Annotated in this window: 16 protein-coding genes and 1 riboswitch; of the genes, 9 read left to right on the forward strand and 7 right to left on the reverse strand. The window is 61.2% G+C overall.

Annotated features, from left to right (window positions below):
- The first annotated feature begins 33 nt into the window (after positions 1-33).
- The gene (locus LDN90_RS16560) at positions 34-501 is read left to right on the forward strand and encodes a Fur family transcriptional regulator (RefSeq protein WP_223946392.1); all 468 of its coding nucleotides are present in this window, start codon (positions 34-36) and stop codon (positions 499-501) included.
- On the opposite strand, the gene LDN90_RS16565 is transcribed toward LDN90_RS16560, so the two are convergent.
- The 5 genes from LDN90_RS16565 to LDN90_RS16585 all read right to left on the reverse strand — a co-directional run bounded on the left by LDN90_RS16565 (position 498) and on the right by LDN90_RS16585 (position 5,915).
- Positions 498-1,388: a metal ABC transporter permease gene (locus LDN90_RS16565; protein WP_216923984.1), complete on the reverse strand. Its 891-nt coding sequence runs from the start codon at positions 1,386-1,388 to the stop codon at positions 498-500. The two genes, LDN90_RS16560 and LDN90_RS16565, sit on opposite strands and share 4 nt — an antisense overlap.
- Positions 1,389-2,204: a metal ABC transporter ATP-binding protein gene (locus tag LDN90_RS16570; protein ID WP_223946393.1), complete on the reverse strand. Its 816-nt coding sequence runs from the start codon at positions 2,202-2,204 to the stop codon at positions 1,389-1,391. It abuts the gene before it with no gap.
- A 182-nt stretch (positions 2,205-2,386) separates the two neighbouring features.
- Positions 2,387-3,337 (reverse strand): zinc ABC transporter substrate-binding protein, encoded by a 951-nt coding sequence (locus tag LDN90_RS16575; protein ID WP_223949313.1) that lies wholly within the window; start codon positions 3,335-3,337, stop codon positions 2,387-2,389.
- A 155-nt stretch (positions 3,338-3,492) separates the two neighbouring features.
- A complete protein-coding gene (locus LDN90_RS16580) occupies positions 3,493-4,566 on the reverse strand; it encodes a hemolysin family protein (RefSeq protein ID WP_223946394.1) in 1,074 nt (357 codons plus the stop codon).
- Entirely contained in the window at positions 4,563-5,915 is a 1,353-nt protein-coding gene (locus LDN90_RS16585; protein WP_216923987.1) for a hemolysin family protein, read from the reverse strand. Before LDN90_RS16585 ends, LDN90_RS16580 begins: the two co-directional genes overlap by 4 nt.
- Positions 5,916-6,401: 486 nt before the next feature.
- On the opposite strand from LDN90_RS16585, the gene LDN90_RS16590 reads away from it, so the two are divergent.
- From LDN90_RS16590 to LDN90_RS16605, 4 genes are all read left to right on the forward strand, one after another.
- Positions 6,402-10,220: a multifunctional oxoglutarate decarboxylase/oxoglutarate dehydrogenase thiamine pyrophosphate-binding subunit/dihydrolipoyllysine-residue succinyltransferase subunit gene (locus LDN90_RS16590; protein WP_216923988.1), complete on the forward strand. Its 3,819-nt coding sequence runs from the start codon at positions 6,402-6,404 to the stop codon at positions 10,218-10,220.
- A gap of 141 nt (positions 10,221-10,361) precedes the next feature.
- Positions 10,362-10,961 (forward strand): GDSL-type esterase/lipase family protein, encoded by a 600-nt coding sequence (locus tag LDN90_RS16595; RefSeq protein ID WP_216923989.1) that lies wholly within the window; start codon positions 10,362-10,364, stop codon positions 10,959-10,961.
- Between the two features lie 83 nt (positions 10,962-11,044).
- Positions 11,045-11,893 (forward strand): DUF4097 family beta strand repeat-containing protein, encoded by an 849-nt coding sequence (locus LDN90_RS16600; protein ID WP_223946395.1) that lies wholly within the window; start codon positions 11,045-11,047, stop codon positions 11,891-11,893.
- Positions 11,893-12,507, forward strand: a complete 615-nt coding sequence (locus tag LDN90_RS16605) for a PadR family transcriptional regulator (RefSeq protein ID WP_223946396.1) — start codon at positions 11,893-11,895, stop codon at positions 12,505-12,507. Before LDN90_RS16600 ends, LDN90_RS16605 begins: the two co-directional genes overlap by 1 nt.
- 281 nt (positions 12,508-12,788) lie before the next feature.
- Here LDN90_RS16605 and rsrA read toward each other — a convergent pair whose 3' ends face one another.
- Together rsrA and LDN90_RS16615 are read right to left on the reverse strand one after the other, a co-directional pair.
- Positions 12,789-13,049, reverse strand: coding sequence for a mycothiol system anti-sigma-R factor (gene rsrA / locus LDN90_RS16610; protein WP_216923992.1), 261 nt, complete (start codon positions 13,047-13,049; stop codon positions 12,789-12,791).
- Positions 13,046-13,858: a sigma-70 family RNA polymerase sigma factor gene (locus tag LDN90_RS16615; protein ID WP_275964128.1), complete on the reverse strand. Its 813-nt coding sequence runs from the start codon at positions 13,856-13,858 to the stop codon at positions 13,046-13,048. Before LDN90_RS16615 ends, rsrA begins: the two co-directional genes overlap by 4 nt.
- Before the next feature lie 192 nt (positions 13,859-14,050).
- On the opposite strand from LDN90_RS16615, the gene LDN90_RS16620 reads away from it, so the two are divergent.
- The 4 genes from LDN90_RS16620 to hisN are packed head-to-tail and all read left to right on the forward strand — an operon-like array spanning position 14,051 to position 17,946.
- Positions 14,051-14,566 (forward strand): DoxX family membrane protein, encoded by a 516-nt coding sequence (locus LDN90_RS16620; RefSeq protein WP_216923993.1) that lies wholly within the window; start codon positions 14,051-14,053, stop codon positions 14,564-14,566.
- Between the two features lie 6 nt (positions 14,567-14,572).
- Positions 14,573-15,961, forward strand: coding sequence for a 3-phosphoshikimate 1-carboxyvinyltransferase (aroA, locus tag LDN90_RS16625; protein ID WP_223946397.1), 1,389 nt, complete (start codon positions 14,573-14,575; stop codon positions 15,959-15,961).
- A 2-nt stretch (positions 15,962-15,963) separates the two neighbouring features.
- A complete protein-coding gene (gene rsgA / locus LDN90_RS16630; protein ID WP_223946398.1) occupies positions 15,964-17,079 on the forward strand; it encodes a ribosome small subunit-dependent GTPase A in 1,116 nt (371 codons plus the stop codon).
- Between the two features lie 54 nt (positions 17,080-17,133).
- Positions 17,134-17,946 (forward strand): histidinol-phosphatase, encoded by an 813-nt coding sequence (gene hisN / locus LDN90_RS16635; RefSeq protein ID WP_216923996.1) that lies wholly within the window; start codon positions 17,134-17,136, stop codon positions 17,944-17,946.
- A 181-nt stretch (positions 17,947-18,127) separates the two neighbouring features.
- Positions 18,128-18,241, forward strand: a riboswitch (SAM riboswitch).
- Positions 18,242-18,267 lie beyond the last annotated feature (26 nt).

Raw genomic sequence — 18,267 nt, forward strand, 5'->3', positions numbered from 1 at the left:
TTTGCCAGCGTTTCCAGGGAAGTGAGTCTTTCAATGCCACAAGGCACCAATTCTGCCACCACCGGCCCGGCCTCGCCGGCGGTAACAGGCGTCAAGGAGCAGCGCGTCACCAAGCAACGCCTGGCTGTCAGCGCGGCGCTGGATGAATTGGACGACTTCGTCAGCACCCAGGAACTGTACCGGCTCCTGCAGAACAAGGGCATCTCCGTATCCCTTGCCACGGCCTACCGCATCCTGCAGTCACTTGCCGACGACGGACTCATTGATGTCCTGCGCAACGGGGAGGGCGAAGCCGTCTACCGCCGCTGCACCGTCACTGGACACCACCACCATTTGCTCTGCAGGAACTGCGGCAAGGCAGTGGAAGTTGAGGCCCCCGCTGTTGAGACCTGGGCGGCCCGAACAGCCGCTGAGCATGGTTTCACCGAGGTGGCGCACACCGTGGAGATCTTTGGACTGTGCCCTGAATGCACAGCCAGGAAGGCCGCCGGAAAGCTCTAGAGAGCGCCGGCAGGCTGGTCCCGCGATACGCGGCCGTTGAGGCCACGGTTGGCACGCACCCGCCCGATCACACGGCACACTACGTAAATAAGGAATGACAGCGTGGTGACATAAGGGCTGATGGGAATCCGGCTGCCAAGGGCAAGCAGAATTCCACCCACCGTGGCAGCGGTCGCAAACACAACACTCAAAAGCACCACCAGGCGTGGTGAAGTGGTAACCCGCAGCGCGGCAGCGGCCGGTGTGATGAGCAGCGCCAAAACCAGCAGTGCGCCCACAATCTGGATGGACAAAGCCACACTGACCCCCAGCAGCACCATGAATCCGATCGCCAGGCCCCGAACGGGAACACCACGGGCTTCAGCCATTTCCGGGTCCACGCTGGCAAAACTGAGCGGGCGCCAGATTGCCCCAAGGGCAATCATCACCAGGACTGCCGTTCCTGCGAGTGCCTGGAGCTGGACAGTGTCCACGGAAACTATCTGCCCGGTAAGCAGTCCGAATTTGTTGGCGGCCCGGCCCTCGTACAGGGCAAGGAACAAGATGCCCAGGCCAAGCCCGAACGGCATGATCACGCCGATGATCGAGTTCTTGTCCCGGGCCCTCACACCCATGAGTCCCAGCAGCAGTGCCGCAGCCACTGAGCCGATCAGCGAGCCGAAAATGATATCGGCACCGATCAGCAGGGCAAAAGCCGCACCTGCAAACGACAGTTCAGAGATGCCATGGACGGCGAACGCCAGGTCCCGCTTCATCACGAACGTGCCGACGAGTCCGCCAAGAAGTCCAAGGACAGCGCCGGCCCAAATGGAGTTTTGAACCAGTGCCAGCAATTCGCCATAGTTCTCAAAGTTGAAGATGGTCTGCAGGATGCCATTGAGGTCCATTTAGAACTCCTGCCCAGCCGTGGCGTGCGCGTCGTCATGAAAGTGCGTGGTCGCGTCCGGAAGCCCGACGACGACGATCCTTCCGTTGGTGTGGATGACTTCCACGTGGCTGTTGTACAGCTCGGACAAGACTTCGGTGGTCATCACTTCCTGTGGCGTCCCTATACGGAAATGGCCGCCGGCCAGGTAGAGCACGCGGTCAACGTAGTCGATCACGGGATTGATTTCGTGCGTCACGAAAACGACGGCACTGTTCCGGGCATGGCATTGTTCGTTGATGAGTGAACTGACGCCCTGCTGATGATGCAGGTCCAAGGACAGCAAGGGTTCATCACAAAGGAGTACCTGTGGTTCCGTAGCCAGGGCTTGGGCCACCCGAAGTCTTTGTTGCTCTCCACCAGACAACTGCCCCACCGGCACTTTCGCGTAGTCCGAGGCTCCCACCAGCTCCAGCAGTTCGTCGATCCGCTGGTTTACCTTCCTTGAAGCCACCCGCATACCCCACCGGTGGCCGTCAATGCCCAGCCCTACCAGGTCACGTGCGCGCAAAGGCGTGTCCGGCGCGAAGGACTTTTGTTGGGGAATGTAACCAATCCGTTTGCTGCCTCGCTCCACAGGATGCGCGCCCAAGGCAACCGTTCCTGACTTCAGTTCCTGAAGCCCCAGGAGAACCTTCAGGAAGCTGGTCTTACCGCTTCCGTTGGGCCCGAGGACGGCAAAGAACTCCCCCGGATGTATGTCGAGATCAAGATCGCGCCAGAGTGTCCTCTTGCCGAACTGAAGGCTCGCTCCGCGGAGGCTCACTACGGGTGTCAAAAGTTGTCCTCGATTCATGCGTTGCCGGCGAACGGCTGGCGAACGCAACTGGTGGTTGCACCTTACAGTGGCGCCTGTGCTGCTACAGGTTTCTGTGCTGGTGAGAGACAGAGGGCCCCGCAGCCATCCTGAATATCTTAGGACGCCGACGGAGCCCCCACCGCAATGGGATGTCAGGAAATCTACTTCTTGAGCGCGGCCGTGATGGATTCCACGTTGTCTGTCATCCACTGCACGTAGCCCTTGCCCTCCGGCAAGGTTTCGGTGAAGTTCACTACAGGCACCCCCGCCGTCTCGGCAGCCCGCTTTACGGACTCGGTCTGCGGCCCTTCCGTCTGTTCGTTGTACGCCAGCAGCCGGACACCTCCGGATCCCACCAGGTCTGTGGTTTCCTTCAGGACCGACGCCGGAACATCGGTTCCCTCTTCAATCGCTGCACTGTAGGCCTCCGGCGTCTTGTTCTCCAGTCCGGCCGCTGCCAGCAGGTACAAAGGAACGGGTTCGGTGATCGCCACAGGAGTGTGGTCGTTGCCTTCCTTCAGGGCAGCAAGCTTCCCGTTGAGCTCGGTCAGCTTCGCCTTGAACGTGTTGGCGTTGGCGGTGAAGGTCGAAGCAGATGCAGCGTCCAGGCTGCTGAGTTTGCCGGCAACCGCGTCAGCCAATTTGCCCATCGTGTCCAGGCTGTACCAGACGTGCTCGTTGAACTCGCCGTGGTCATGGTTGTGGCCCTCCTCGGAGGACGCAGCTTCGCTGTGGCTTTCCTCTTCCGGAGCCAACCCCGAGACCTCAACTGCGCTGATCATATTTTCGTGGCCAACGTTGGTCTCATCGGCGATTTTGTGGAGGAATTCGTCATAGCCTCCGCCGTTCTCCACCACGAGCTTGGCTTTGGAGATGACCAGCTTGTCTTGCGCACTGGCTTCGTAAGAATGTGGGTCTTGGCTCGTCTTGGTGATGATCGCGTTCACGTTGACTTTGTCTCCGCCGATGGCCTTCACGACATCCCCGTAAACATTCGTGGAGGTCACCACTTCAATGGCTCCCGACGATGACGATGGGGCTCCAGCCCCAGCGCTACCGGCACAGGATGAAAGCAACAGGGCGGCAAAGCCGGCAGAAGCGGCCAATGACATGCGGGCGACAGAACGACGCACGGAAACCTCGGATCTACTCAAATGAGAATCAAAAACATTTACTGGTCGGGTTCAGTTTAGCCCTAAATGGGAATGATTCCTATTTAGCAGTGCTGGCACCGACCCGGGTGGTCGGCGCCAGCCACAATTTCCCGCTATTGCTGGGTCTGCGGACCACCAAGACGGCGGATACCCGTCGCCTGGGTAGCATCGCGGATCTCGCCCACCAACTGCTCGATCACGTCCTCAAGGAACAACACGCCCTGTGTCGCGCCTCCAGGTCCAACCACACGGGCCAGATGCGATCCGGTGCGCTGCATCACAGACATCGCCTGCTCAATCTCATCCTCAGGGGACAGGTTCGCCAGAGAACGGATCCGCCCCTCGGCAATCGGATGGCGGCGACCCTCCTCAGGTATGGAGAGGATGTCCTTGACGTGCAGGTATCCGGCAAGTTCGCCGTCGTCGTCCACCGTGGGGAAACGTGAGAAGCCCGTACGGCTGACCGCCTTTTCCAACTCGACGGGAGTCGACGCTGTCCTCAGGACCACCAGCTTGTCCAACGGAACCATGATGTGCGACGCCGTGTGTTCAGAGAACTCCAGGGCACCACTGAGCAAGCCGGCGTCATCGTCCACCAGGCCATGCCGCGTGGATTCCTGCACAATCGACTGGACTTCCTCAAGGGTGAACGAAGACGACACTTCATCCTTGGGCTCGATCTTCATCAATCGGAGGATGTGGTTTGCAAGCCAGTTGAGGGTCCAGATCACCGGTTTGACCATGCGGCCGATAAACACCAACGGCGGCGCCAACAGCAGTGCCGCCTTGTCCGCCACGGATACCGAGATGTTCTTGGGGACCATCTCTCCGAACGTCACATGCAGGAACGTGACAAAGAGGAGGGCAATGGCAAAGGCGATAACATCCGCCAGCTCCATCGGGACGCCAACCATCTCAAGGGGCTCCGCCAACAAGTGATGGATGGCGGGCTCGGCAACCTGAAGAATCAAGAGCGAGCACACTGTGATGCCCAACTGCGCGCAGGCCAGCATCAGGGACACACTTTCCATGGCCCGCAGCGTAGTCTGCGCCCGCTTTGATCCAGCTTGCGCCAAAGGCTCAATCTGGCTGCGGCGTGCGGACATGACCGCGAATTCCGCACCCACGAAGAAAGCATTGCCGATCAAAAGAACCACGAGCCAGGCAATTCCCGCCCAGTCACTCATACGGCACCTGCTTCGTGGCGGTCATTCTGCGTGTCCTCAAGCGTCGCTTCGTCTTCTTCAATGTGGTGGAAGCAGATCCGGTCAATTCTCCGACCGTCCATCCGGGTCACGGTCAGCGTGCCGCCGCCGGCCTCCACCACATCACCAACTTTCGCGATGCGCCCAAGCTTGCTCATCACATAACCGCCAACGGTTTCGTAGGCGGCCTCATCGGGAACAGTCAGGTTGGGGATTTGTTCGGACACCTCATCCGGCCTCAGCAGGCCAGGGAAGTACCAGTCACCGGATGCGCTCTGCAAAAGGCCGGGCCGGACCTTGTCGTGTTCATCGGAAACCTCCCCCACGATTTCCTCAACCAGATCTTCCAGGGTTGCTATCCCTGCAGTGCCACCATATTCATCCAGAACGACAGCCAGTTGCAGGTTTCCTTCGCGCAGTTCGGAGAGGAGGGCATCCAAATGGATGGTCTCGGGAACGCGAAGTACGTCCGTCATGATCGCCCCGGCCTGAAGCTTCGCCCGACGATCGGCAGGCACAGCCACTGCTTTCTTGATGTGGACCACGCCGCGGATGTCGTCAGCCGAATCACCAATCACCGGGAAACGGGAGTATCCGGTTCGCCGCGCGGCGTCGAGGATGTCGCTCACAGGCTGGTCGGCATCAATCGTTTCCATCCGGATGCGCGGCGTCATGACGTCCGCTGCAGTGCGGCCCGAGAAATTCAAGGTTCTCGCCACAAAGTTTGCTGTGCCTGCGTCCAGTGTGCCGAGCTCCGCGGAACGCCGGACCAGTGAAGCCAGCTCAGCGGGAGTCCGGGCTCCCGAGATTTCCTCTTTCGCTTCAAGCCCAAACAAGTTCAGTACCTTGTTGGAGAAGCCGTTCAGCACCACGATGGCCGGCTTGAAGACCGCCGTGAAAATCAGTTGTGGCCTGGCAAGCTTCCTGCCCAGCGGGAATGCAAGGGCGATGGCCATATTCTTGGGTACCAGCTCGCCCAGGAGCATCGACAACAAAGTGGCGAAGGCCATTGCGAGAACAAGGGCTATGGAATGTGCGACCTCCGGACTGAGGCCCAGCAGGCCCAGCGGCCCCACCAGGAGCTGCCCCACAGATGGCTCCATAACGAAACCCGTCAAGAGCGTGGTCAGCGTGATGCCAAGTTGGCAGCTGGAAAGTTGGGTGGACAGGGACTTCAAGCACTTCAGCAGCGGAGCTGCGCCGTGGTCGCCGTTGTCAACTGCGCGCTGAACGCTCGCCTGGTCCAGGGCAACGAGGGAAAACTCAACTGCTACAAAAAAGCCGGTGCCAAGAATCAGGGCAAAGCCGGCAAGGAGGAGAAACCATTCCACTTAGCGCTTCCCTCCAAGGGCAGGCGCTTGCAGTGCGGAACTTGCCCCCAAGGGGGAGATTCGCCCCGGCGGAGGCTGATCGGGTGCCGCAGACGCATGGTCCGTGGCACCACCGGCTTGGAAAGCCGGCGCGTGATGGGCATGTGAACGGGTGTTGCCGGCTCGAGGGGCGCGCTGTGCGGAGTTGCCTGATCGGCTCCCCCGACAGTTCCCAGGCCGGCACCTAGATTTACTGTCCATAAGGGTTTCAGTCTACAGGGCAGGTACTGCGGGCCCATGCAGTGGTGACGCGCTGAAGGAAAAATGGGCGCCTGGGCATTACGTCGGCCTCAACATGATTTAGGTCACCACTATTGGCAGTTAACCAACGATCCTAACTAGACTGACAAAGGTCTGAGTTCGCGGGACCCGGACCCTGGTGCATTGTTGCGGAAAAGCGACCTTGGCCAGCGGGAAATCAAAACTCATGGAAGAGGCGTATTTCAAGTGCCAGAGCAGCCCAGCCACCGTCTACCAGAGGAATTTGGCGGAAACGAGTGGCTCGTTGACGAACTGTACGAGCGGTACCAGCAGGACAAGAATTCGGTCGACGCCAAGTGGTGGCCGCTCTTCGAATCCTTCGATACCGGTGACGGCACTTCTTCCAACGGAACCTCCGCAGCCACAGCCGCTGCCAATCCCCCCACCCAAGTTCTTCCCGTCGTAGCTCCGGCTGAAGCGGCACCGGCACCGGCGCCGGCCGCCCCCGAAGCTGCCCCGGCCACCACCCCTGCAACCGCTGCCCCTGCTGAAGCAGCAGCCCCGGCTCCGGCGAAGAAAGCCCCCGCCACGGTTGCCAAGGACGGAGCAAAGAAGCCCGTCGGCGGCAACGCCGCACAGCCGATTCCTGCCCAGCTGCCCAAGAGCACCAAGGCTCCCACCGCTCCCGAGGAAGACGTCGTTTCCGTCCTCCGCGGACCGGCCAAGGCCATCGCTACCAACATGGTGACCAGCCTTGAGGTGCCTACGGCCACGAGTGTCCGGGCAGTTCCTGCCAAGCTGCTGATCGACAACCGCGTTGTCATCAACTCCAACCTTGCACGTGCCCGCGGCGGCAAGGTGTCCTTCACCCACCTCATTGGCTACGCGGTTGTGCGCGCGCTCTCCCAGTTCCCGTCAATGAACGTCTACTACGACGAAATTGATGGCAAGCCGAGCGCTGTCCAGCCCGCCCATGTCAACTTTGGCATCGCCATTGACATGCCCAAGCCCGATGGCACCCGCCTCCTGATGGTTCCCAACATCAAGAAGGCCGAGACCATGGACTTTGCCGAGTTCTGGCACACCTACGAGGACCTCATCAAGCGGGCCCGCAACGGCAAGCTCACGGCGGATGACCACGCCGGCACCACGGTCTCCCTGACCAACCCCGGCGGCATCGGCACGGTTCACTCAGTACCACGTCTCTCCAAGGGACAGGCAGCCATCATCGGCGTCGGCGCCCTTGACTACCCGGCCGAGTTCCAGGGTGCCAGCGAGAAGATCATCGCCCAGAACGCCATCAGCAAGATCCTCACGCTGACATCCACCTACGACCACCGGGTCATCCAGGGCGCAGGCAGCGGCGAGTTCCTCAAGCTGGTCCACCAGCTCCTCCTTGGTGCGCAGAACTTCTACGACGAAATCTTTGAAGCCCTCCGCATTCCGTACGAACCCGTCCGTTGGAGCCCTGACCTCCAGGTTGACCCTGCAGATGAGATCAACAAGGTTGCCCGCATCCAGCAGCTCATCCACTCCTACCGTGTGCGTGGCCACCTCATGGCAGACACGGATCCCCTGGAGTACGTACAGCGCAAGCACCCTGACCTTGATGTCCTGACCTACGGCCTCACGCTCTGGGACCTGGACCGCGAATGGCCCACAGGTGGCTTCGGCGGCAAGCCGCAGCTGAAGTTCCGCGACATCCTTGGTGTACTGCGGGATGCCTACTGCCGCACCACAGGCATCGAGTACATGCACATCCAGGAGCCTGCGGAGCGTAAGTGGTTCCAGGACCAGCTGGAGCACCCGTACTCCAAGCCGAGCCGCGAAGAGCAGCTGCGCATCGTTTCAAAACTCAATGCAGCCGAGGCTTTCGAGACCTTCCTCCAGACCAAGTTCGTCGGGCAGAAGCGCTTCTCCCTCGAAGGCGGCGAGTCACTTATTCCGCTCCTTGACGCTGTCATCTCGGACGCTGCCGACGACGGCCTGGACGAAGTCGCGATCGGCATGGCCCACCGTGGCCGCCTGAACGTGCTCACCAACATCGCAGGCAAGACCTACGCACAGGTGTTCCGTGAATTCGAAGGCACACAGGACCCGCGCTCTGTCCAGGGGTCCGGCGATGTGAAGTACCACCTCGGTACTGAAGGCACCTTTACCTCGGACAACGGCAAGCAGACGAAGGTCTACCTCGCCGCCAACCCGTCCCACCTTGAAGCAGTCGACTCCGTGCTCGAGGGCATCGTCCGCGCCAAGCAGGACCGCCTGGACCAAGGGGAGTCCTTCCCGGTCCTGCCGATCATGGTTCACGGTGACGCTGCCTTCGCAGGCCAAGGTGTTGTTGCTGAGACCCTCAACCTTTCCCAGCTGCGTGGTTACCGCACGGGTGGCACCATCCACGTGATCGTGAACAACCAGGTTGGCTTCACCACGGCACCGTCCTCTTCGCGTTCGTCCACGTACTCCACGGATGTTGCCAAGATGATCCAGGCCCCCGTGTTCCACGTGAATGGCGATGACCCCGAAGCCGTGGTGCGTGTTGCGCAGCTCGCCTACGAGTTCCGCCAGCGCTTCCACAAGGACGTTGTCATCGACATGGTGTGCTACCGCCGCCGTGGTCACAACGAGGGTGATGACCCCTCGATGACGCAGCCGCTGATGTACAACCTGATCGAAGCCAAGCGTTCGGTCCGCAAGCTGTACACCGAATCGCTGATCGGCCGTGGCGACATCACCGAGGAAGAAGCCGAGCAGCTGCTCCGCGACTACCAGGAACGCCTTGAGCGGGTCTTTGCTGAGACGCATGCAGCGCAGACCTCCCCCATCCCGATCATCACGGCTGACTCTGCTGCTGTCTCGGACATCGAGCGCCCGATTGCCCAGCAGGCGGACTTCGGAACCAACTCACCGGCTTCCACGGCCATCTCCCCCGAGACCCTTGCCCGCATCGGCAAGGCCCACCTGGAGATCCCGGAGGGCTTCACGGTTCACTCCAAGCTCAAGCAGCTCCTGGAGAAGCGTGAGCAAATGTCCCGTGAAGGCGGCATTGACTGGGGCTTTGGCGAGATCGCGGCCTTCGGGTCGCTGATCATGGAGGGCGTCCCCGTCCGGCTGGCCGGCCAGGACTCGCGCCGCGGTACCTTCGTGCAGCGTCACGCAGTGTTCCACGACCGCGCGAATGGCAATGAGTGGCTGCCCCTGGGCAACCTCTCGGACAACCAGGCCAAGCTGTGGATCTATGACTCCCTGCTGTCCGAATATGCGGCCATGGGCTTTGAATACGGATACTCGGTGGAGCGCCCCGACGCCCTCGTGCTGTGGGAAGCCCAGTTCGGTGACTTCGTCAACGGTGCGCAGACCATCATCGACGAATTCATTTCCTCCGCTGAGCAGAAGTGGGGACAGCGTTCCTCGCTCGTGCTGATGCTGCCGCACGGCTACGAAGGCCAAGGTCCTGACCACTCATCTGCACGCATCGAGCGGTTCCTGCAGCTCTGTGCAGAGGACAACATGATCGTCGCCAACCCCACCACGGCAGCGTCCCACTTCCACCTGCTGCGTCGCCAGGCTTACAGCCGTCCCCGCAAGCCGTTGATCATCTTCACGCCGAAGCAGTTGCTGCGCCTCAAGGGCGCCGCGTCCGCCGTCGAGGACTTCACTACCGGCGGGTTCAGGCCAGTCATCAGCGATCCCGAGGTAGAGGCTGCAAACGTGGACCGGGTCATCCTGGTCTCCGGCCGCCTGTACTACGACCTCCTGTCCAACCGACAGAAGTCCGGGGACACCTCGACTGCCATCATCCGCGTGGAGCAGCTGTACCCGCTGCCGAAGGCCGAAATTGATGCAGAGCTCGCCAAGTACCCGAACGCTGACATCGTCTGGGCCCAGGACGAGCCCGCCAACCAGGGTCCGTGGCCGTTCATGGGCCTGAACCTGGCACCGGAGCTGGATCGCAAACTCCGCCTCGTGTCGCGTCCGGCATCTGCGTCCACCGCCGCAGGCTCCATGAAGCGTCACGCTGCTGAGCAGGATGCCTTGATCAAGCAGGCGTTCGAACGCAAGTAGCCAAGAAACTGCCCGGCTGGAGGTGCTGTCAATGCACTTCCGGCCGGGCAGTTCTGTTTAATGGGACAGGTACCCGGTTCATCAAGCCGGCCGCAGATCCAAAAGCCGTGCAAGGACCGTAACGAGTGTGAAGAGGTAACCGTGGAAGACAGGAAGCTGCGTATCGCGGCTGTAGGAGATGAATTGCTCGCCGGCTTGGGTGACCCCCGCGCCTTGGGCTGGCTCGGAAGAGTGCTGGCCCGCACGCCCCAGGACACCGTCGTGGTGGAAAGCTTCTCACTCCCCTGCCCCATGGAAGGCACCGAGGGACTCGCCTCGCGATGGCAGGACGAAGCCGGCCGCCGTTTCAGCGACTCGCACGAGAACCGATTGGTCATAGGACTCTCCGGCCGTGACCTGGAGTTCGGGCTTTCCACGGCACGCAGCCGGTTGAACCTGGCCAATATCCTTGATGGGGCCTCGCACAGTGGCGTTGAAGTGTTCGTGGTGGGCCCGCCACCCACTCTCGATCCCGCGCGCAACAAACGCCTGGCCGATTTGAACACAGCATTTGCCGATGTCACCACCCGCCGCAACCACCACTACGTTGACACTTTCTCTCCATTGCTGAACCACGAGCAATGGAGGACGGACCTCGCAGCCAATGGAGGGACACCCGGACAGGCTGGCTACGGATTGATCGCGTGGCTCGTGCTGCACCGCGGCTGGTTCCAGTGGCTTAACATCGCCCAGCCGGAGTAGCCCTCCCAGCAAACCATTGCGTTCCCCCTATTCGCGATATATCGTGTTTTCATCAACGCGATATATCGCAATTTGGAGGGATCATGTCTGACGAGCTTTGGACCGTGACCGGCCCACAAACTATTGATGTGGACGATGTCCACTCGCTCAAACTTGGAATAGTCAAGGGAAGGTTCGACGTCGTCAGCCACGACGAACCCTTCGTCCGGATCGAGGTCAGCGAAATCAGCGGCGACCCCCTGATCGTCACGCTGGTGAACGGCCGTCTGGAGGTACGCCACCAACTCCAGGGACCACAAGGTTGGTTTCGAAACCTGATGGGTACCGTCAACAACACCAGCACCAACTCCGTTGTAGTCGGGATCGCGCTTCCGCACGGAGTGGACGTCGAAGCGGGAACAGTAAACGGCGATGGCATGGTCTCCGGCGTCAAGGGACGGATTCGGCTCAACACAGTTTCGGGCTCGGTCATGGCCGACGACACCAGCGGTGAATTGCACGTCAACACCGTCAGTGGCGAAGTCATAGCCAGAAACCACGACGGCGTCCTGACCGCCAAGAGCGTTTCAGGTGAAGTCACCGCCTCGGGCAAGTTCAAGAACGTCAGGGCAAGCACCGTGAGCGGTGACCTCAGCTTCGACCTCCACGACTACACCAACGACCTCGGAGCCAATTCGGTGTCAGGGGACCTCACCATCCGGCTGCCGCACGACGTCGGCCTGGACATCGTTGCCAAGTCCGCCAGCGGCACCGTCATCATTGATGACCAGATGTATGCCCAGCCCGGAAGCAAGGTGCAGACCATCGTCGGTCCGGATGAGAGGCTCATGCTCGTGCGGACCAACACAGTCTCCGGCAAGACTTACATCATGCATGGCACAGCGCCAGCCTCGGGAAATGACCACCCGGTGCCTGGGGAGGCGGGTCTCTGATGCCTCCTGTTTTTGCGCATGGCGCCCTGCGCTTGTACCTTCTGGCGCTGCTTGAGTCAGGACCCAAGCACGGATACGAGCTGATCAAGGCCCTGGGTGACCGGTTCGGCGGCACCTACTCCCCCAGCGCCGGGACGATCTATCCTCGTCTTGGGAAACTGGAGGAGGAAGGCCTTGTAGCTACAGAGACCGAGGGCCGCCGCACCAAGTACTTCATCACCGAAACAGGACTGGCGGAGCTGAACCGACGGCGGCAGGAGCTTGCCGACGTCGAGGATAATATCTCAGCCTCCGTGCGTCGACTGGCCGACAACCTTCGGGAAGACATTAGAACCAACATGCGTGGCCTGAAGGCGGATCTCGCCGCTACGGCTGAGGCCGCGCGCAGCACTGCGACGGCCGCCACCTTCCAAAGCAGGACGGCGGGCTTTTCCCCTGAGGGTCACCGAATGCTCAAAGAGGCCGAGCTCCTGGTCCAATCATTCCGCGATGACATCCGCGTGGAGTTGCGTCAACACAGCGCCTCGCACCCGCTGAATCCCGTAACCCTTGAGACAGTGCGCGCAGTGTTGGACCAAGCCCGCATCTCAATCAGGAATTCGCTGCGGAGCTGACAGTCGTCCAACCCGGTTCGCGAGCGAACGCCCGGATGTGCGAAACTGGAGGGCAGCTCTATTGAGTATCAATCATCGAAGGAGGCCAGCTATGAGCAAGCGTGCACGTAAGCGTCGTGACCGTAAGCGCGGCGGCGCGAACCACGGCAAGCGTCCCAACACCTAAGCCATCGGCTTAGCGTCAAGGCTTAACAGCAAGGGCCCCGGAAACCATTCGGTTTCCGGGGCCCCTGGCGTTTGGGCGCTTTACCTGGCCCCATTGCTGGAACAGCGGCGTTGGATCAGGCCTCCACCGGCTTGATGGAGTGGATCCGGTCAAGTATTGAGTTCTTGAGGTTCTCCGGCGCGGACTCCGTGCACGAGCGCTTGACCATGGTGCGGATCAGGCACTCAAGGTCATACTGCTCAGCACATTCCTCGCAGGTGTCCAAGTGCTGCTTGATCTCTGTGAGGTCCTCGCGCGTCAATGCGCCGTCGAGGTATTCATAGATCCGCTGCATCCGTGTATCGTCGCAATCGCCCAATCCCTGGCAGTCGCTCATTGCTCTTTCTCCTGATTGTTGCTCCCGGCCGCAGCCTGGTCTTCGGTGTGGGCCTTGAAGCCCCGTTCTGCGGCGTAATCCGCCAGCATGTCCCGCAGCATCTTGCGGCCGCGGTGCAACCGCGACATGACTGTGCCGATCGGGGTGTTCATGATTTCGGAAATCTGCTTGTAGGCATATCCCTCGACGTCGGCGAAGTACACAGCCAACCGGAATTCCTCCGGAATGGCCTGCAACGCGCTCTTGACGTCGGAATCGGGCAGGTGGTCCAAGGCTTCAGCCTCTGCGGATCGCAACCCGGACGAGGTGTGCGACTCAGCTTTTGCCAACTGCCAATCCTCAATCGTGTCCGAGTTGGACTGCAGCGGTTCGCGCTGCCGCTTCCGATAGAGGTTGATGTAGGTATTCGTCAGGATCCGGTATAGCCAAGCCTTGAGGTTGGTCCCCGGCTTGTACTGGTGGAAAGCCGAAAACGCCTTGGTGTAAGCCTCTTGGACGAGGTCTTCGGCATCGGAGGGATTCCGCGCCATCCTCATTGCCGCTGAATACAGCTGGTCCACGTACTGCATGGCGTCGCGCTCGAAGCGCTCCCGCCGCTGTTCGGGAGTTTCCGTGGCGAGATCGACGTCGGCCAGTGCCGATGCGTCTGCTGCGCCGTCCTCCGCGGACGGATCGGCTGCTTCGTACATGGCCGCTGCGGCCGGTTCAATGGTGCTCATCGTTGCCAAGTCTACTGTCAGCTTCCGGGAATCCGGCTGCGCAGGATACCCGGGCTCCAGGAGACCCACACGGTCCCTAACCAAGGTCAAAAAACCAACTCCGTTCAGCGAAGCGGCAACGCCTTGCCGCGGCCCGGTCTTCACCGTTCCTCTTGTTCACAACGGCAGCCGCTGGGTAAATATTCCGCAAAGATGCAAGACTAGAGCAGACTGCACCCCTTGAACACAGCACGTATTGAATATCGTCATGAATATCGTGGCAAGCCATCCAGGAGGCAAGACATGTCTGTTATCCGTTTTCTCGCGCGGCCGATGCTCGCGTCCAGCTTCGTCATTGCAGGTCTGGACAAGCTCAAGAACGCGGACGACACTGCCAAGCAACTGTCGCCGGTCCTTCGCCGTGCATCGGAGTCACTGCCCTTCCCGACAGATGAGAAGGTCCTGGCCCGCGTTATCGGCGGCGCACAACTGGGTGCAGGCGCCCTGCTCGGCCTCGGCAAGTTCTCCCGCTTCGCGGCAACGGTTCTGGCGTTGACGTCGGCACTGAACTCCTACGTGGAGTGGCGCTCAGCCGACATCAGCACCAAGGACGGCCGGAGCGCACGCCGGGCCCAACTCCTGAAGAACATTTCCCTTACCGGCGGCGTTTTGTTGGCTTCTGTCGATACTGAAGGCCGCCCCAGCCTCGCATGGCGGGCCGAACATCTGGCTGCCGACGCCAGGAAGGTCACGGGCAAGCAGCTCAAACGGGCAGACAAAGCAGTACGCAAGGCCGTTGACAACGCAGTTGGAGCATAAGGAAGCATGACAGGTACCACCGCATCAAGCACGGGTCCAACACACTCCGTCGAAACCCTGCCCCTTTGGGCGGCTCCGTACGCCACCAAGCCAGTGGATGCCACAGTGACGGTGCCGGGCTCAAAATCGCTCACCAACCGTTTCCTGGTCCTTGCAGCATTGGCCGACGGCCCTTCGCGGCTGCGAGCCCCCCTTCACTCCCGCGATTCCGTGCTGATGATTCAGGCGCTCAGGCAACTGGGCGCCACCGTTACCGAGGTACCCGGCGACGGCGATTATGGACCGGACCTTGAGATCACGCCCATGGATCCTTCAGCTTCGGGGGCGGCGACTTCCATCGATTGCGGCCTTGCCGGTACGGTCATGCGCTTCGTTCCACCTTTAGCTGCGCTACGCAATGGTCCAACCATGTTCGACGGCGATCCCCATGCCCGGAAGCGGCCCATGGGGACCATCATCGAAGCACTGCTCGCTCTCGGAGTTCCTGTCGCCACCGAAGGCGGCAGGACGCCGTCGGCCCTTCCCTTCTCGGTGGATGGCACTGGCGAGGTTCGGGGTGGCCACCTGGTGATCGATGCCAGCGCATCGTCCCAGTTCGTCTCGGCCTTGCTGCTGGTGGGCGCCCGGTTCACCGAAGGCCTTCATCTGGAACACGTCGGCAAGCCGGTTCCCAGCCTGGACCACATCAATATGACCGTTGCCGTCCTTCGTGGAGTCGGCGTCAAGGTGGACGATTCGGTGCCCAACCACTGGCGAGTGGCACCTGGCCCCATTCATGCCTTCGATCAGCGGATCGAACAGGACCTTTCCAACGCCGGCCCGTTCCTTGCCGCAGCCCTCGCAACCCACGGTACCGTCCGGATCCCCAACTGGCCCACCGAAACCACCCAGGTGGGTGACCTGTGGCGTACCATCCTGGTTGAGATGGGTGCCACTGTAACGCTGGAAAACGGTACGCTCACGGTAAAGGGTGGCCCGGAAATCAAAGGCGCCAATTTTGACGAAACCAGTGAGCTCGCGCCCACGGTCGCTGCGCTGTGCGCACTGGCTACAGGTCCTTCACGGCTGACCGGCATCGCGCACCTTCGTGGCCACGAAACCGATCGGCTCGCCGCGCTGGCCGCTGAAATCAATCGGCTCGGCGGAGACGCGGAAGAAACAGCTGACGGCCTGATTATCCGCCCTGCCACCCTGCATCCAGGCGTCGTACACAGCTACGCCGACCACCGCATGGCTACAGCGGGCGCTATTTTGGGGCTCGCCGTTCAGGGCGTTCAGGTGGAGGATATCGCCACCACGTCCAAGACGATGCCCGAATTTCCGCAGATGTGGGAGGCCATGCTGCAGCAGGGCACAGGCGACGATGAAACCGTCACCAGTGAGGCCAGCAACTGACCATGGGCCGCGACGCAAGCTCCTGGGACGAATCCGACGTCCGGATCCGTCCGAACAAAAAAGGATCAAGGCCCCGCACCAAGGACCGCCCCAGTCATGATGACGCGGTCATCGGCCGGATCATCACGGTGGACCGCGGGCGATACACCGCCATCGTTGGGGAAGACTCCTCTGATGAACGCATTATCATCGCTGCACGCGCGCGTGAACTCCGACGAAACCCTGTTGTTCCCGGCGATTTTGTCGCTTTGGTGGGCGATGTATCGGGAGAGCCGGATACCCTTGCCCGATTGGTCCGCATACAGGAGCGCAGGACGCTGCTCCGGCGCAGCGCTGATGATACCGACCCCATCGAAAGAGTGGTGGTGGCCAACGCAGACCAACTTGTGGTGGTGGTCGCCGCGGCCAATCCGGAGCCCCGAACCGGCTTTATCGACCGCGCCTTGGTTGCAGCCTACGACGCCGGTATCGAGCCCCTGCTGCTCGTCACCAAAGCAGACGTCAAGGACCCTGCCGAGCTGTTGTCCAACTATCTCAGCCTGGACTTTCCCATCATCATCAGCCGTACGGCAGACGATGAAGCGTCCGGCATTGACGCCCGCTCGGACGACGGACTGTCAGCGCGGCTGGACAGCCGCGCCGTTGCCGAATTGCGGGCCCACCTTGATGGAAAAGTGACTGTCATGCTGGGCCATTCGGGCGTCGGCAAGTCCACCATGGTTAATGCCCTCACAGGAGCCGAGCGTGCTACCGGTGGTGTCAACGCCGTCACCGGGCGGGGCCGGCACACGTCGTCGTCGGCGTTGGCCCTGAAGCTGGCAGACGCACCTCCCGGTAGCTGGATCATCGATACACCCGGTATCCGCTCCTTCGGCCTGGCACACGTGGACCCCGACCGCATCCTGCATTCCTTCCCCGATTTGGAACCTGGCACCGAAACTTGCGACCGCGGTTGCAAGCACGATGCCAGCGCCATCAATTGCGGACTTGACGCGTGGGTGAACGAGGGACATGCCGGTCCTTCCGGAGTGGCCCGCTTGTCTTCGCTCCGGCGACTGCTGGGCGCGGACCCGCGTTTGGAAGCGAAAGAGACCAAGGAACTCGGTACCGTCAACTAAGTGTCGGTGCACCACGATCCAACTGCGGGGAACGTTTCACGATAGTTTGGTGGCATGACCCAACCCGTTTCCAGCTACAACGACGACCTGCGACTGGCCCACGTGCTGGCGGATTCCGTGGACGCCCAAACCATGGACCGCTTCAAGGCCTTGGATCTGCAGATCGAGACCAAGCCTGACCTCACGCCCGTGACGGATGCCGACAAGGCTGCGGAAGAAGCCATCCGTGGCCAATTGTCGCGTTCCCGCCCCCGTGACGCCGTCCTCGGCGAGGAGTTCGGCAGCAGCGGCCACGGCTCCCGGCGCTGGATCATCGACCCCATCGACGGAACCAAGAACTTCGTTCGGGGCGTTCCCGTGTGGGCCACCCTGATTGCACTCGTTGACGAAGGCGAGCCGGTCGTTGGGGTTGTCAGCGCTCCCGCGCTGGGCAAGCGTTGGTGGGCAGCAAAGGACATGGGCGCCTATATGGGCCGCTCACTGGCTTCAGCCACCCGGCTCAAGGTGTCAAACGTGTCGCGGTTGGCGGATGCCTCAATGTCATATTCCAGCCTCTCCGGTTGGAAGGAACGCGGCAATCTGGACGAATTCCTGGGGCTGACGGAAGACATCTGGCGCACGCGCGCCTACGGCGACTTCTGGTCCTATTGCCTGGTTGCCGAGGGGGCTGTGGATATCGCCTGCGAGCCAGAGTTGAATCTTTACGATATGGCAGCACTCGTTCCCATTGTGACGGAAGCCGGCGGCCGGTTCACCTCGTTGGAAGGCGAGGACGGCCCCTTCGGCGGCAACGCCCTGGCAACCAACTCCATCCTGCATTCAGAGGTCCTCAAGCGGCTCAACCCTGCCCTGGATGACCTCCTCTGACCCAGCAGCACCAACAAGCAAACAGGCTTTGCACAGAATTTTCGACGGCGGGTGCCTCCTTTTCGGGGCATCCGCCGTCTTTTCTTCGCCCAAAGCCCAGTTTGAAGACCCTTCGTAACAATGTGCTTAACAAAGCGGGCGACTTTGGAACAGGCCAGAGGCGTGAACTAACCTCTTTACAGGTCACGAGTGCCAGCGCTAAACCCCGGTTTGCTGGCCGGCAACCCTCCATTCGCGGTGGGGTGCCCCGGGTGACGACCCGGCCGGTCCGGAACGGATGCGGCAAGCGCGGATCCCCGTAGGGGGTCCCTCTTGAGTGAG

The organism is Arthrobacter sp. NtRootA1 (genome assembly GCF_019976975.1).
Taxonomy (GTDB): Bacteria; Actinomycetota; Actinomycetes; order Actinomycetales; family Micrococcaceae; genus Arthrobacter; species Arthrobacter aromaticivorans.

Bases quoted from the DNA above. Each gene is read 5' to 3' on its own strand.
- LDN90_RS16620 (WP_216923993.1), top strand. From the start codon at position 14,051: ATGTCTGTTATCCGTTTTCTCGCGCGGCCGATGCTCGCGTCCAGCTTC.
- LDN90_RS16605 (WP_223946396.1), top strand. From the start codon at position 11,893: ATGCCTCCTGTTTTTGCGCATGGCGCCCTGCGCTTGTACCTTCTGGCG.
- rsrA (WP_216923992.1), bottom strand. From the start codon at position 13,049: ATGAGCGACTGCCAGGGATTGGGCGATTGCGACGATACACGGATGCAG.
- LDN90_RS16600 (WP_223946395.1), top strand. From the start codon at position 11,045: ATGTCTGACGAGCTTTGGACCGTGACCGGCCCACAAACTATTGATGTG.
- LDN90_RS16565 (WP_216923984.1), bottom strand. From the start codon at position 1,388: ATGGACCTCAATGGCATCCTGCAGACCATCTTCAACTTTGAGAACTAT.
- aroA (WP_223946397.1), top strand. From the start codon at position 14,573: ATGACAGGTACCACCGCATCAAGCACGGGTCCAACACACTCCGTCGAA.
- LDN90_RS16560 (WP_223946392.1), top strand. From the start codon at position 34: ATGCCACAAGGCACCAATTCTGCCACCACCGGCCCGGCCTCGCCGGCG.
- hisN (WP_216923996.1), top strand. From the start codon at position 17,134: ATGACCCAACCCGTTTCCAGCTACAACGACGACCTGCGACTGGCCCAC.
- LDN90_RS16580 (WP_223946394.1), bottom strand. From the start codon at position 4,566: ATGAGTGACTGGGCGGGAATTGCCTGGCTCGTGGTTCTTTTGATCGGC.
- rsgA (WP_223946398.1), top strand. From the start codon at position 15,964: ATGGGCCGCGACGCAAGCTCCTGGGACGAATCCGACGTCCGGATCCGT.
- LDN90_RS16575 (WP_223949313.1), bottom strand. From the start codon at position 3,337: ATGTCATTGGCCGCTTCTGCCGGCTTTGCCGCCCTGTTGCTTTCATCC.